The 14,567-nt window shown below is 62.7% G+C and carries 14 protein-coding genes; 4 read left to right on the forward strand and 10 right to left on the reverse strand.

From position 1 onward, the window contains the following. Positions 1-114: 114 nt before the first annotated feature. The 10 genes from fghA to AC07X4_RS19315 all read right to left on the reverse strand — a co-directional run bounded on the left by fghA (position 115) and on the right by AC07X4_RS19315 (position 8,884). On the reverse strand, positions 115-987 hold the full coding sequence (fghA, locus tag AC07X4_RS19270; RefSeq protein WP_494740997.1) for an S-formylglutathione hydrolase: 873 nt from the start codon (positions 985-987) through the stop codon (positions 115-117). 177 nt (positions 988-1,164) lie between these two features. Next, complete coding sequence (locus tag AC07X4_RS19275) at positions 1,165-2,280, reverse strand: S-(hydroxymethyl)glutathione dehydrogenase/class III alcohol dehydrogenase (protein WP_494740998.1); 1,116 nt, start codon at positions 2,278-2,280, stop codon at positions 1,165-1,167. Between the two features lie 46 nt (positions 2,281-2,326). Further along, the gene (locus AC07X4_RS19280) at positions 2,327-2,593 is read right to left on the reverse strand and encodes a metal/formaldehyde-sensitive transcriptional repressor (RefSeq protein ID WP_056064906.1); all 267 of its coding nucleotides are present in this window, start codon (positions 2,591-2,593) and stop codon (positions 2,327-2,329) included. Positions 2,594-2,811: 218 nt separating this feature from the next. Beyond that, a complete protein-coding gene (locus AC07X4_RS19285) occupies positions 2,812-4,122 on the reverse strand; it encodes a citrate synthase (protein ID WP_056064903.1) in 1,311 nt (436 codons plus the stop codon). A gap of 59 nt (positions 4,123-4,181) precedes the next feature. Then, a complete protein-coding gene (locus AC07X4_RS19290) occupies positions 4,182-4,508 on the reverse strand; it encodes an FAD assembly factor SdhE (RefSeq protein ID WP_494740999.1) in 327 nt (108 codons plus the stop codon). Between the two features lie 33 nt (positions 4,509-4,541). Next, complete coding sequence (locus AC07X4_RS19295; RefSeq protein ID WP_015015057.1) at positions 4,542-5,246, reverse strand: succinate dehydrogenase iron-sulfur subunit; 705 nt, start codon at positions 5,244-5,246, stop codon at positions 4,542-4,544. A gap of 21 nt (positions 5,247-5,267) precedes the next feature. After that, a complete protein-coding gene (gene sdhA, locus AC07X4_RS19300; protein WP_008906046.1) occupies positions 5,268-7,076 on the reverse strand; it encodes a succinate dehydrogenase flavoprotein subunit in 1,809 nt (602 codons plus the stop codon). Between the two features lie 22 nt (positions 7,077-7,098). Continuing rightward, positions 7,099-7,464 (reverse strand): succinate dehydrogenase, hydrophobic membrane anchor protein, encoded by a 366-nt coding sequence (gene sdhD, locus AC07X4_RS19305; RefSeq protein WP_015015055.1) that lies wholly within the window; start codon positions 7,462-7,464, stop codon positions 7,099-7,101. A gap of 63 nt (positions 7,465-7,527) precedes the next feature. Continuing rightward, positions 7,528-7,962 carry a succinate dehydrogenase, cytochrome b556 subunit gene (gene sdhC, locus AC07X4_RS19310; RefSeq protein WP_056064896.1) on the reverse strand — a complete coding sequence of 145 codons (435 nt, stop codon included), beginning with the start codon at positions 7,960-7,962 and terminating at the stop codon, positions 7,528-7,530. A gap of 133 nt (positions 7,963-8,095) precedes the next feature. Continuing rightward, positions 8,096-8,884 (reverse strand): GntR family transcriptional regulator, encoded by a 789-nt coding sequence (locus tag AC07X4_RS19315; RefSeq protein ID WP_056064891.1) that lies wholly within the window; start codon positions 8,882-8,884, stop codon positions 8,096-8,098. Positions 8,885-9,120: 236 nt separating this feature from the next. On the opposite strand from AC07X4_RS19315, the gene AC07X4_RS19320 reads away from it, so the two are divergent. The 4 genes from AC07X4_RS19320 (at position 9,121) to acnB (ending at position 14,548) form a co-directional block, all read left to right on the forward strand. Then, entirely contained in the window at positions 9,121-10,107 is a 987-nt protein-coding gene (locus AC07X4_RS19320; protein WP_056064888.1) for a malate dehydrogenase, read from the forward strand. A 20-nt stretch (positions 10,108-10,127) separates the two neighbouring features. After that, a complete protein-coding gene (locus tag AC07X4_RS19325; RefSeq protein ID WP_494741000.1) occupies positions 10,128-11,195 on the forward strand; it encodes an HpcH/HpaI aldolase/citrate lyase family protein in 1,068 nt (355 codons plus the stop codon). A gap of 32 nt (positions 11,196-11,227) precedes the next feature. After that, positions 11,228-11,869: a hypothetical protein gene (locus AC07X4_RS19330; RefSeq protein WP_108498859.1), complete on the forward strand. Its 642-nt coding sequence runs from the start codon at positions 11,228-11,230 to the stop codon at positions 11,867-11,869. An 87-nt stretch (positions 11,870-11,956) separates the two neighbouring features. Beyond that, positions 11,957-14,548, forward strand: coding sequence for a bifunctional aconitate hydratase 2/2-methylisocitrate dehydratase (gene acnB, locus AC07X4_RS19335; protein ID WP_121942400.1), 2,592 nt, complete (start codon positions 11,957-11,959; stop codon positions 14,546-14,548). Positions 14,549-14,567: the final 19 nt, after the last annotated feature.

The raw sequence follows: 14,567 nt of genomic DNA on the forward strand, positions 1-14,567 counted from the left end.
GGGTGCAGGGGAGGCGGTGGGGGGCTCCGAGCGTGAAGCCGAGGCAAAGGGCAGCAGGCGCCGCAGGGACAAAAGCATAGCCTGTTAGTGTGCTGCCAGTTGCTTAAGTGCGCATTAATGTCCGGCGCCAAGACCCCGCGCATGGTGGGCCAAATGGTCGCCCACAAAGCTCTGCACAAAGTAGTAGCCGTGGTCGTAACCCGTGTGCCGGCGCAGCGTGAGCGGCTGGCCGATGGCCTGGCACGCGGCCTCGAACAGGTGGGGGTGCAGCTGGTCGGCCAGGAATTTGTCGTCCAGCCCCTGGTCGATGAGGATGCCCGCCGGGTAGGGCGCGATGGGCTGGTGCTGCATCAGCACCGTGGCATCGTGCTCCAGCCAGGTGGTGCGGTCGGGGCCCAGGTAGCCGGTGAAGGCCTTTTCGCCCCAGGGGCACTGGGTGGGAGCGCAGATGGGCGCAAAGGCCGACACCGTCTTGAAGCGGCCGGGGTGGCGCAGGGCCAGCGTGAGCGCGCCATGGCCGCCCATGCTGTGGCCGAAGATGCCCAGGCGCTGCCCGTCGATAGGCAGGTGCTGGCCCACTAGGGGCAGTAGCTCTTGCAGCAGGTAGCTCTCCATGCGCCAGTGCGTGTTCCAGGGACTCTGCGTGGCGTCGAGGTAGAAGCCCGCGCCCACGCCAAAGTCCCAGCTGGCCGTGGCGCCGGGCAGGGCCAACACGGCCTCGCCGCGCGGGCTGGTGTCGGGCGCGATCAGGGCCAGGCCCAGTTCTGCGGCCAGGCGCTGGGCACCGGCCTTGATCGCAAAGGTCTCTTCGGTGCAGGTCAGCCCGGCCAGGTACAACACGGCGGGCACAGGGCCCTGTTGTGCCTGGGGCGGCAGGTACACCGAGAACTTCATCGGCAGGCCGATGGTGGCGGAGGTGTGCTGGTAAAAGCGCTGCTCGCCGCCAAAACAGGCGTGCTGGCTGAGCAGGTCCAGGGGAGTGGTCATGGTGTTTGCTCTTGAATTGATAGCTGCTCAGGCAATATTTCGTAGCGCTTGAGGCAGTTTTCGCTGGTAGGGAGCCTAAAAACCGGCTCCAGGCCGTTTGTCATGGCCCGCCAGGGCCAGCACCCAGAGTGCCCTGTGGTCGCAGAGGCTGTGGGCGGGCGCTGGCGCTGTGCAGGGTTAAGCAGCGTACTTGACGACCGAGCGGATCGACTTGCCTTCGTGCATCAGGTCAAAGGCTTCGTTGATGTCCTTCAGGCCCATGGTGTGGGTCACAAAGGGCGCGAGCTGGATCTTGCCGGCCATCGCGTCTTCGACCATGCCGGGCAGTTCGCTGCGGCCCTTGACGCCGCCAAACGCCGTGCCCAGCCACTTGCGGCCGGTGACGAGCTGGAAGGGGCGGGTGCTGATCTCCTGCCCGGCACCGGCCACGCCAATGATCACGCTCTGGCCCCAGCCACGGTGCGCGCACTCCAGCGCAGCACGCATCACGTTGACGTTGCCGATGCACTCAAAGCTGTGGTCCACGCCCCAGGTCGTCATCTCCACGATGACCTGCTGGATGGGCTTGTCGAAGTCCTTGGGGTTCACGCAGTCGGTCGCGCCAAAGGTGCGTGCCAGGTCGAACTTGGAGGGATTGGTGTCGATGGCGATGATGCGCCCGGCCTTGGCCAGCTTGGCGCCCTGGATCACGGCCAGGCCAATGCCGCCCAGGCCAAACACGGCCACCGTGTCGCCCTCTTGCACCTTGGCGGTGTTCTTGACGGCGCCCAGGCCCGTGGTCACGCCGCAGCCCAGCAGGCAGACCTGCTCGGGGTTGGCGTTGGGATTGACCTTGGCGAGCGAGACCTCGGCCACCACGGTGTATTCGCTGAACGTGCTGCAGCCCATGTAGTGGTAGATGGGCTGGCCGTTGTAGCTGAAGCGCGTGGTGCCATCGGGCATCACGCCCTTGCCCTGCGTGGCGCGCACGCTCACGCACAGATTGGTCTTGCCGCTCTTGCAGAACAGGCACTCGCCACATTCGGCGGTGTAGAGCGGGATGACGTGGTCGCCGGGCTTCACGCTGGTCACGCCTTCGCCCACTTCCACCACGATGCCCGCGCCTTCATGGCCCAGCACCACGGGGAACAGGCCTTCGGGGTCGTCACCGCTCAGGGTGAAGGCGTCGGTGTGGCACACGCCGGTGTCGGTGATCTTGATGAGCACTTCGCCCTTCTTGGGCGGGTCGACGTCGATCTCGACGATCTGCAGGGGTTCTCCAGCTTTGAAGGCGACGGCGGCACGGGATTTCATGGGGTGGTCCTTTCGGTCAATCGGGTAGCGAATGCGGGTGGGTGGTCTATTTGAGGTAGGAGCGAAGCAGCGCCAGCGTTTCGTCAATGGCTTGCTGGGACGGGGCCGGTTTTTCCGCCAGCGTCTCGCGCACGTGGCTGTCGAGCAGGTCGGCCATCAGTCCGTGCACGGCGCCACGCATGGCCGCCAGCTGCTGCAGGATGGGGGCGCAGTCACTGCCCGCTTCCACCGCGCGCTCCAGCGCCTCGGCCTGGCCCTTGATGCGGCGGAGGCGTGTGATGGCGCGTTGTTTGTCCTCGGCAGTGTGCGGCATGGTCAGGCGGCTGGTTGGTCGTTCACTGGGGTGTACTGGGTGGCAGTATAAAAGACAAGCGCATATGCTGATTGCGCTACGGGCATTAAAAGGGCTATTACTCAGGGGGAGTATTCGAAAATCGGCAGTGAACCCCTCTCGATGAGCCATGAAAAAAGCCCGCAGGCACTGCCTGCGGGCTTTGTGGGGTGCGGGAGCGGCGCAGTGCGCCGCTCCGATCAGCGGCTGGCCAGGGGAGGCACGTCGCGGCGCACGGAGCCGGTGAACAGCTGGCGGGGGCGGCCGATCTTGTACTCGGGGTCGCCGATCATTTCGTTCAGCTGGGCAATCCAGCCCACGGTGCGGGCCAGGCTGAAGATGCCGGTGAACAGGTTCACGGGGATGCCGATGGCGCGCTGCACGATGCCGGAGTAGAAGTCCACGTTCGGGTAGAGCTTGCGCTGCACGAAGTAGTCGTCTTCCAGGGCGATCTTTTCCAGTTCCTTGGCGAGCTTGAACAGCGGGTCGTTTTCGAGGCCCAGCTCGGCCAGCACTTCATTGCAAGTCTCTTGCATGAGCTTGGCGCGGGGGTCGTAGTTCTTGTACACGCGGTGGCCAAAGCCCATGAGCTTGACGCCTGAGTTCTTGTCCTTGACCTGCTTGATGAAGTCGCCGATCTTTTCCACGCCGCCTTGGGCCTGGATGTCGTACAGCATGTTCAGTGCAGCTTCGTTGGCGCCGCCGTGGGCGGGGCCCCACAGGCAGGCCACGCCAGCGGCGATGGCCGCGAACGGGTTGGTGCCCGACGAACCGCACAGGCGCACGGTGGAGGTCGAAGCGTTCTGCTCGTGGTCAGCGTGCAGGATGAAGATGCGGTCCAGCGCGCGTTCCAGCACAGGGTTGACCTTGTACTCTTCGCAGGGCGTGCCGAACATCATGCGCAGGAAGTTGCCTGCGTAGCTCAGGTGGTTCTGCGGGTACATGTAGGGCTGGCCCATGCCGTACTTGTAGGCCATTGCGACCAGCGTGGGCATCTTGGCGATCAGGCGGATCGCGGCGATCTCGCGGTGCTGCGGATTGTTGATGTCCGTGCTGTCGTGGTAGAAGGCCGACAGGGCACCCACCAGACCGGTCAGCACAGCCATGGGGTGCGCGTCGCGGCGGAAGCCACGCAGGAAGAACTGCATCTGCTCGTTGACCATGGTGTGGTTGGTCACGCGGCTGGTGAAGTCGGTCTTTTGTGCTGCGTTGGGCAGATCGCCGTACAGCAGCAGGTGGCAGGTTTCCAGGAAGTCGCAGTTCTCAGCCAACTGCTCAATGGGGTAGCCGCGGTACAGCAACTCGCCCTTGTCGCCATCGATGTAGGTGATGGCCGACTGGGTGGCTGCTGTGGACAGGAAGCCCGGGTCATAGGTGAACATGCCCGTCTGCGCATACAGCTTGCGGATGTCGATGACGTCCGGGCCGATGCTGCCCTGATAGACCGGCAGGTCCACGCTGGGGCTGCCGTTACTGAACGACAGGGTGGCTTTGTTGTCAGCTAGCTTCATTGTTACTTTCCTTGGGTAGGTTGCCGATACGAATCCGGTCTTGGTGCGAGGGCTGGGTGTCAGGCATGCACTGCCGTGGCGCCACCGCTTTGTCTCAGCATGCCGAGCACTTCACGCGCTTCTTGTGTGTCTTGTTCGCCCGAGGGCTCTCGCCGCCGCAGCAGCAGGTCCAGCAGGTCGTTGTCCGCCAGATCCATCAACGCGTTGAGGCCCTGGGCATGGCGCCGCGTCAGCGTCGATTCGAAGCGGTGGAAGAACTTCTCGATGAACAAGTCGTTCTCCAGCAAGCCGCGCCGGCAGCGCCAGTGCAGCTTGCTCAGCTCGCGTTCGTCCAGCAGCGGCGAGGCCGTCTCTGGCGCGATGGAGGGGGTGGATAGCGTTTGCATGGACCGGTGTGTAGGACGATGAACGGGCCGCGCTCAGATGGCGCGGCGCACCATCAATTCCTTGATCTTGCCGATGGCCCGGGTGGGGTTCAGGCCCTTGGGGCACACGTCCACGCAGTTCATGATGGTGTGGCAGCGGAACAGGCGGTACGGGTCTTCCAGGTTGTCCAGGCGCTCCGTGGTGGCTTCGTCGCGGCTGTCGGCGATGAAGCGGTAGGCCTGTAGCAGACCGGCGGGGCCCACGAACTTGTCGGGGTTCCACCAGAAACTGGGGCAGCTGGTGGAGCAGCTGGCGCACAGAATGCACTCGTACAGGCCGTTCAGCTCTTCGCGTTCTTCAGGCGACTGGAGGCGCTCGGTTTCGGGCGGCACGTTGTCGTTGACGAGGTACGGCTTGATGGAGTTGTACTGCTTGAAGAACTGCGTCATGTCCACGATCAGGTCGCGGATGACTGGCAGGCCGGGCAGGGGCTTCAGGACCACGGTGCCGGGCAGCGTGTTCATGTTGGTCAGGCAGGCCAGGCCGTTCTTGCCGTTGATGTTCATGGCGTCCGAGCCACAAACACCTTCGCGGCAGGAGCGACGGAACGACAGGGTGGGGTCTTGCGCCTTGAGCTTCATCAGGGCGTCCAGCAGCATGCGTTCGCTGCCGTCGAGTTCGACTTCGACGGTCTGCATGTAGGGCTTGGCGTCCTTGTCAGGATCGTAGCGGTAGATTTGGAAGGTGCGTTTTGCCATGGTGGGTGCTCCTGTATCCGTTTAGAACGTGCGAACCTTGGGCGGAACTGAGTCCACGGTCAGGGGTTTGAGTTTGACGGGCTTGTAGGTCAGGCTGTTGCTCTCGCTGTGCCACAGGGTGTGCTTCATCCAGTTGGCATCGTCGCGGCCCAGTGGTGCCACTGGGTCGTCTGCGGGGCGCTCGTAGTCGCTCACGGTGTGGGCACCACGGCATTCCTTACGGGCAGCAGCAGACACCATCGTGGCTTGCGCAGCTTCGATCAGGTTCTCGACTTCCAGCGCTTCGATGCGCGCGGTGTTGAACACCTTGGAGTGGTCCTTCAGGCCCACGCTGTTCACACGGTTGCGCAGCTCGGCGATCTTCTTGACGCCTTCGTCCATGCTCGCTTGCGTGCGGAACACACCGGCGTGCAGTTGCATGCTGGCGCGGATGTCGTTGGCCACGTCCTGGGCATATTCGCCGCTGCTGGCGCCTTGCAGGCGGTTGAGGCGCTCCAGGGTGCGGTCGGCCGCATCCTTGGGCAGGGGTTTGTGGTTCTTGTTCTTGTCGTTGAACTCGACAATGTGGTTGCCGGCTGCGCGGCCGAACACCAGCAGGTCCAGCAGCGAGTTGGTGCCCAGGCGGTTGGCGCCGTGCACCGATACGCAAGAGCATTCGCCCACTGCGTACAGGCCGTTGACCACCAAGTTGTCATTGCCGCCTTGCTGCACCACCACCTGGCCGTTGATGTTGGTGGGAATGCCACCCATCTGGTAGTGGATGGTGGGCACCACAGGGATCGGTTCCTTGGTGATGTCCACGTTGGCGAAGTTGACGCCGATTTCGTACACCGAGGGCAGGCGCTTGTGGATGGTTTCTGCGCCCAGGTGGTCCAGCTTGAGCAGCACGTAGTCCTTGTTGGGACCACAGCCACGGCCTTCCTTGATCTCCTGGTCCATCGAGCGGGACACGAAGTCGCGCGGTGCCAGGTCCTTCAAGGTGGGCGCATAGCGCTCCATGAAGCGCTCACCATTGCTGTTGAGCAAAATTGCGCCTTCACCGCGGCAGCCTTCGGTCAGCAGCACGCCCGCGCCGGCCACGCCGGTGGGGTGGAACTGCCAGAATTCCATGTCTTCCAGCGGAATGCCGGCGCGTGCAGCCATGCCCAGGCCGTCACCGGTGTTGATGAAGGCGTTGGTCGAGGCAGCAAAAATGCGGCCTGCGCCACCGGTGGCCAGCAGCGTGGTCTTGGCTTCAAGAATGTGCAGGTCGCCGGTTTCCATCTCGAGCGCCGTCACGCCCACCACGTCGCCGTCGGCGTCGCGGATCAGGTCCAGGGCCATCCACTCCACAAAGAAGTTGGTGCGGGCCTTGACGTTTTGCTGGTACAGCGTGTGCAGCATGGCGTGGCCGGTGCGGTCGGCCGCGGCGCAAGCGCGTTGCACGGGCTTTTCGCCATAGTTGGCGGTGTGGCCGCCGAAGGGGCGCTGGTAGATCGTGCCGTCGGTGTTGCGGTCAAAGGGCATGCCCATGTGTTCCAGGTCGTACACGACCTTGGGGGCTTCGCGGCACATGAACTCGATCGCATCCTGGTCGCCGAGCCAGTCGGAGCCCTTGATAGTGTCGTAGAAGTGGTAGTGCCAGTTGTCCTCGGACATGTTGCCCAGCGAGGCGCCGATGCCGCCCTGGGCAGCGACGGTGTGCGAACGGGTGGGGAACACCTTGGAGAGAACTGCAACGTTCAGGCCCGCGCGGGCCAGTTGCAGGGATGCCCGCATGCCGGAGCCGCCGGCCCCGATGATGATGACGTCGAACTTGCGCTTGGTGATGTTGGCTTGTGTGTAGCTCATTGTGTACCTTCAATCGCGGGAATCAGAGACGCCACAGAACCTGGATGCCCCAGCCGGCGCAGCTGACCAGCCAGACAATGCTGAACACTTGCAGTGCCAGACGCAGGCCCACGGGCTTGATGTAGTCCATCAGGACTTCGCGCAGGCCGACCCACGCATGCCAGGCAATCGCGACGATCACGGAGAAGGTCAGCACCTTCATCCATTGGGCCGAGAAAATGCCCGCCCATTTGTCGTAGCCGATGGGGCCTTTGGAGAAGATGACCTGGGCCAGCAGGGCCAGGGTGAACAGTGCCATCAGGACTGCCGTGACACGCTGGCTGAGCCAGTCGCGCAGGCCATAGTGGGCGCCGACGACGACGCGCTTGGAACCGTAATTGACGGACATGGAAATTTCCTCTCGTTCTTCAACAGGCGCTGGCTGGCAGCGACCGCCGTTTTTGTGGGTTGATCAGTACAGGCCGAAAAGCTTGGCGCCCAGCACCAGGGCCAGCCCAATGCTGATGACCAGAACGGTCAGGGCAGAGCTCTTGCCAAATTGCTTGTTCACGGCGCTGTGGCTCACGTCCATCCACAGGTGGCGCAGGCCGGCAGTGAAGTGGTGCAGATAGGCCCAGATCAGGGCCAGAGCGACCAGCTTGATGAACCAGCCGGGTACAAAACCGATGCCGATATTGAAGGCCGCCGAGAATTTGGCGAACGAGATTTCGGAAGACACCGAGGTGTCGAACATCCAGATGATGAAAGGCAGCAGCAGGAACATGATCAGTCCGCTGGCGCGGTGCAAGATCGAAACCCACGCGGCAGGCGTCATGCGGTAGGTCGTCAAGTCCTTGAAGGCATTGATGTTGCGGAATTCAGGCCGTTTTTTGGCTAGTTCTGTCATTTCTGGTGCTTTCGTGGATGTAACTGCTTTGTAATTTGAAGATGCAAAGAACGCAAAATTCTATTGCAACGCAACACAAGGGTTTAGCCGGGCTTGAAATTTTCGACGTTAATGCTCGGGTGCCAGCCTGCTGTCAGCTCAATTCATTACGGTAGTGGTGGGTATCGGTGCGATACAGCCCGCGGCGTAACTCCATGGGAACATCGTTGTAGGTGTAAGCAATGCGCTCGACGCTCAGCAGCGGTGTCACGGGTGTGATTTGCAGCAGTTGGGCTTGTTCCTCGTCGGGCAGCACGGCGCGGATTTTTTCTTCGGCCCGCACCATGCGCACGCCAAAGTCGAGTTCGAACATGGCGTAGGTCGGTCCCTGGTAGTTGGCGAGCTGCTCGGCCGTCAGGCCTTTGAAGGCTTGTCCGGGCAGCCAGATGTCTTCCAAAATGGTGGGCACTCCTGCAAACGACAGGATGCGCCGGGCCTGCATGACGGCATCGCCGCTGCGCAGCGCCAGTGCGCGGGCCACATCGGCGTTGGCCCGCACGCGGCGGCAATCGATCACGCGGCGCTGCGCAGGGCCTTCCACGCGGGCGTCTCCGGTGTCGGGTAACAGCTTGAGAAATCGGTACTGCACATGCTGCTCGGCGTGGGTGGCGACAAAAGTGCCTTTGCCCTGCCGGCGCATCACCAGGTTCTCTGCGGCCAGTTCGTCAATCGCCTTGCGTACGGTGCCCTGGCTGACGCGAAAACGTGCAGCCAGCTCCATTTCGCTCGGAATGGCCTCGCCAGGCTTCCATTCGCCCTGCTGCAGGCTTTGCAGGATCAGCCCCTTGATCTGTTGGTACAGCGGGCTGAACGCTGGCGTGGCGGCTCCCGCTGCGCTCTGCGGGGGCGCGGGGCTGTCTGCTGCGAACGGAAGCGATGACATGGTGTGGGATCTGTAAGTTGTGCGTGTGTTGTGGTGCGGCAGTGCGGTTGCCACATGACAATCGAACGACAAACGGGGTGCAATCATATCTTATATAAGACATAAGACAAATTGACCGGGGTGTCCAATCAGGGGTAAACTCCAATGCTGTTTTGCGGGGCACGGGCTACTGGTGACAGGCGCTGGTGCTTGCGTTGCACTCACACCTGTTTTCCTCACTTCCTGGAGTTTTCACCATGAGCAAGAAGCCCGTTCGCGTTGCTGTCACCGGCGCCGCCGGTCAAATCGGTTACGCACTGCTGTTCCGTATCGCCTCCGGCGAAATGCTGGGCAAGGACCAGCCGGTCATTCTGCAATTGCTCGAAGTCCCTGTCGAAGGCCCTCAAAAGGCGCTCAAGGGCGTGATGATGGAGCTGGACGACTGCGCCTTCCCGCTGCTCGTCGAAATGACCGCCCACAGCGATCCCATGACAGCCTTCAAGGATGCCGACTACGCACTGCTGGTCGGCTCGCGCCCACGTGGCCCTGGCATGGAGCGTGCCGAGCTGCTGGCCGTCAACGGCGCCATCTTCACGGCACAAGGCAAGGCCCTGAATGCCGTGGCTTCGCGTGACGTGAAGGTGTTGGTGGTGGGCAACCCCGCCAACACCAATGCCTACATCGCCATGAAGTCGGCCCCTGACCTGCCACGCAAGAACTTCACGGCCATGCTGCGCCTGGACCACAACCGCGCTGCCAGCCAGATCGCCGCCAAGACCGGCAAGGCTGTGGCCGACATCGAAAAGCTGACCGTGTGGGGCAACCACTCGCCCACGATGTATGCTGACTACCGTTTTGCCACCATCAAGGGCGAAAGCGTGGCCAAGATGATCAACGATCAGGAGTGGAACGCCAATACATTCCTGCCCACCGTTGGCAAGCGCGGCGCCGCCATCATTGAAGCCCGTGGCCTGTCGTCGGCAGCGTCTGCAGCCAATGCAGCCATCGACCACATGCGCGACTGGGCCCTGGGCACCAACGGCAAGTGGGTCACCATGGGTGTCCCATCCAACGGCGAATACGGCATTCCCAAGGACACGATGTTTGGTTTCCCCGTGACCTGCGAAAACGGCGAGTACAAGATTGTTGAAGGTCTGGACATCGACGCGTTCTCGCAAGAGCGTATCAACATCACGCTGGCCGAACTGCAAGGCGAGCAAGACGGCGTCAAGCACCTGCTGTAATCAAGCTGGTAAACGACGCGATGCAGCCGACGCCTTTGGCATCGGGCCTTCGGGCCGTCCAAGCCTCTGTACCGGGGCCGGGCGCTGCGTCCGTCCATCCGCGCGATGTGTTGCTCGGCGCCCAGGCCCAAACTGGTTTTCTGCCAGTCTGCGACCACTACAGCGGCGTGGAAGTGCGCATGCGCAAAAGCCTGCAGTTGCAGGCAGAGATGACGCAGGAATTTGGCACCTGCGTCTTTGATGTCACTCTCGATTGTGAAGACGGCGCGCCTGTGGGGCTGGAGTCCCAGCATGCGTCGCTGGTGGCACGACTGGCAGCCGCTGCGGCTCCAGAGGCTCGGGTAGCGGCTCGTGTTCATGCGGTGGATCACCCAGCTTTTGCCAATGATGTCGCCACCATTGTGGGCGAGGCAGGGCACAGGCTGTGCCATCTCATGGTGCCCAAGGTCGAGTCGGTGGATGATGTGCTGATGGCTGAACGTGCGTTGGAGCGCGCGTCGGCGGCTCATGTGCCTCTGCATGTGTTGATCGAGTCCCCCGCTGCCGTGCAGCGCGCGTTTGAAATCGCTTCCCATCCCCGCGTCCAGAGCCTGAGTTTTGGCCTCATGGATTTTGTGTCCGCCCATGGAGGCGCCATTCCCGCACAGGCCATGACCTCTGCCGGGCAGTTCACGCACCCGCTGGTGGTGCGTGCCAAGCTCGAAATCGCCTCGGCGTGCCACGCGCATGGCAAGGTGCCTTCCCATTGCGTGGTGACTGAGTTTTCGGACATGGCAGCCCTGCAAGGTGCTGCCGGCCGCGCATCGCGCGAGCTGGGCTACACACGGATGTGGAGCATCCATCCGGCGCAGATCCGCACCATCCTGCAGGCCTTTGCGCCCCTGCAGGACGATATCGACACCGCAGCCCGGATCATTTCGGCGGCAGCCTTGGAGGACTGGGCACCCATCAGTGTGGATGGGGTATTGCATGACCGTGCCAGCTACCGCTTTTATTGGCAGATTCTGGAGCGCGCCCACAGCACTGGGCGCCCACTACCCTTGGCGGTGCGTCACTGGTTTGACGCATCGACTCTCGTTCCATCGTGAACACCCCTGGACATTTCCACGCAGGACTTCCCATGAAATTCGTCATTGCCTCCGCTCTCATGTTGCTGGCTCCGGCCTTCGCCTTGGCACAAACAACAGCCCAGCCAGCGGCCAAGTCCGACACCAAGGCTGCAGCCAAACCCGCTGCCAAGCCAACCGCCAAGACGGCCGCCAAGCCAGCAGATGGCAAGACCGCAGCCAAGGCTCCCGCCAAGAGCCATGCCACTGCCAAGGCCGAACCCACCAGCAGCCGTACCCAGCTCAAGAGCGCCACCAACCAGGTGGCGGCCGGCATCATCGCCGCTGAAGCAGCCCTGTCGCCCGCCGAACTGGCGATTGCGGAGCGCGTGCACGTGGGGCGCATGCCCTGCGAGCTCGGTGCTTTTGTCACGGTGACAGCCGATCCCGCCACCCCAGGCCACTTCCACGTGGAAGGCAAGGGTTTCAAGTACTACATGTCGCCGGTGGCCACGACCACGGGCACTGTGCGGCTGGAGGACGCCAAGGGTGGTGCCGTGTGGCTGCAGATCGCCAACAAATCCATGCTGATGAACCAGCGCGCTGGTCAGCGTCTGGCTGACGAGTGCATGAGTCCTGAGCAGGTGGTGGTGGCGGAAGCCATCAAGAAGAACCCGCCTGTGAGCGTGCTGGACCCGCTGCCCGCCACCAAATAAAAACCGCGCGCACTCATCAACGACTGGCGTGTGCCGAGCCCACCGCTACACGCTACGCCCCACTTTAGAACGCAACTGGAGAAAACAATGTTGAAAGCCTACCGAGACCATGCTGCTGAACGCGCCGCGCTGGGTATCCCCCCTCTGCCCCTGGACGCCAAGCAGGTGGCTGAGCTGATCGAATTGATCAAGAACCCACCCGCTGGTGAAGAGGCCTTTTTGCTGGACCTGCTCACCCATCGCGTGCCGCCTGGCGTGGACGACGCTGCCAAGGTCAAGGCCAGCTTCCTGGCTGCCGTGGCGCACGGCGACATCACCGTGGGTCTGATCTCCAAGGCCAAGGCGACGGAACTGCTGGGCACCATGGTGGGTGGCTACAACGTGCACCCGCTGATCGAGTTGCTGGACGATGCCGAAGTGGCTGGTGTGGCCGCAGAGGGTCTGAAGAAGACGCTGCTGATGTTCGACTTCTTCAATGATGTCGCTGTGAAAGCCAAGGCAGGTAACGCCAAGGCGCAGGAAGTCATCAAGAGCTGGGCCGATGCCGAGTGGTTCACCACCCGTCCTGAGGTCGAGAAGAAGATTACCGTCACGGTGTTCAAAGTGCCCGGTGAGACCAACACCGACGACCTGTCGCCCGCACCGGATGCCTGGAGCCGCCCAGACATCCCGCTGCACTACCTGGCCATGCTGAAGAACACCCGCCCTGATGCGGCGTTCAAGCCCGAAGAAGACGGCAAGCGTGGTCCGATGCAGTTCATCGAAGACCTCAAGAAGAAGGGCAACCTCGTGGCCTACGTGGGCGACGTGGTGGGCACCGGTTCCAGCCGCAAGTCGGCCACCAACAGTGTGATCTGGGCCACGGGCCAGGACATCCCGTTTGTACCGAACAAGCGTTTTGGTGGTGTCACGCTGGGCGGTAAGATCGCTCCCATCTTCTTCAACACGCAGGAGGACTCGGGCTCGCTGCCGATCGAAGTCGATGTGTCCAAGCTCGAAATGGGCGACGTGGTCGACATCCTGCCCTACGACGGCAAGATCGTGAAGAACGGCGCCACCGTGGCCGAGTTCAAGCTCAAGAGCGATGTGCTGTTTGACGAAGTGCGTGCGGGCGGCCGTATCAACCTCATCATTGGCCGTTCGCTGACGGCCAAGGCGCGCGAGTTCCTGGGCCTGCCAGCCTCCACGCTGTTCCGCTTGCCCCAGGCACCTGCCGCATCGAAGGCCGGCTTCACCCTCGCTCAGAAGATGGTTGGCCGCGCCGTGGGTCTGCCAGAAGGCCAGGGCGTGCGCCCCGGTACCTACTGCGAACCCAAGATGACGACCGTAGGCTCGCAAGACACCACCGGTCCGATGACCCGCGACGAGCTGAAAGACCTGGCCTGCCTGGGCTTCTCTGCCGACCTGGTCATGCAGTCGTTCTGCCACACGGCGGCCTACCCCAAGCCCGTGGACGTGAAGACCCACCGCGAACTGCCTGCGTTCATCAGCAACCGTGGTGGCGTAGCCCTGCGTCCTGGCGACGGCGTGATCCACAGCTGGCTCAACCGCCTGCTGCTGCCTGACACCGTGGGTACGGGCGGCGATTCACACACGCGTTTCCCCATCGGTATTTCGTTCCCCGCAGGCTCTGGCCTGGTGGCTTTCGGCGCTGCGACGGGTGTGATGCCTCTGGACATGCCCGAGTCGGTGCTGGTGCGCTTCAAGGGCGAAATGCAGCCGGGCGTGACGCTGCGCGACCTGGTGCACGCGATTCCTCTGTACGCGATCAAGGCCGGTCTGCTGACGGTGGCCAAGGCGGGCAAGAAGAACATCTTCTCGGGCCGCATCCTCGAAATCGAAGGCCTGCCCAACCTGAAGGTCGAGCAAGCGTTTGAGCTGTCGGACGCTTCGGCAGAGCGTTCCGCCGCTGGTTGCACCATCAAGCTCAACCCCGAGCCGGTCAAGGAATACCTGACCAGCAACGTGGTGCTGATGAAGAACATGATCGCTGACGGCTATGCCGACGCCCGCACGCTGCAACGCCGCATCGAGAAGGTCGAAGCCTGGCTGGCCAACCCCAACCTGCTCGAAGCCGACAAGGATGCGGAATACGCCGCCGTCATCGAGATTGATCTGGCCGACATCAAGGAACCCATCCTGTGCTGCCCCAACGACCCCGACGACGCCAAGACCCTGTCGGAAGTGGCTGGCACCAAGATCGATGAAGCCTTCATCGGCTCTTGCATGACCAACATCGGCCACTTCCGCGCAGCCGCCAAGCTGCTCGGCGGTAGCCGTGACATCCCCGTCAAGCTGTGGGTGGCACCGCCCACCAAGATGGACGAGAGCGAACTGATCAAGGAAGGCCATTACGCCAACTTTGGTGCCGCCGGTGCTCGCACTGAAATGCCCGGCTGCTCGCTGTGCATGGGCAACCAGGCGCAGGTGCGCGAAGGCGCTACGGTGGTGTCCACCTCCACCCGCAACTTCCCCAACCGCCTGGGCAAGAACACCAACGTGTTCCTGGCCTCCGCCGAGCTGGCCGCCATCGCGTCCAAGCTGGGCAAGATCCCCACGGTGGCTGAATACCACGAAGCCATGGGCATCGTGAACAAGGACGGCGCGTCGATCTACAAGTACCTGAACTTCGACCAGATCGAAGAGTACGCAGAAACTGCCAAGGGCGTCACCGCCTGATCCTCGCGTTCTTTGCGCA

The organism is Acidovorax sp. GW460-11-11-14-LB4 (assembly GCF_059423685.1).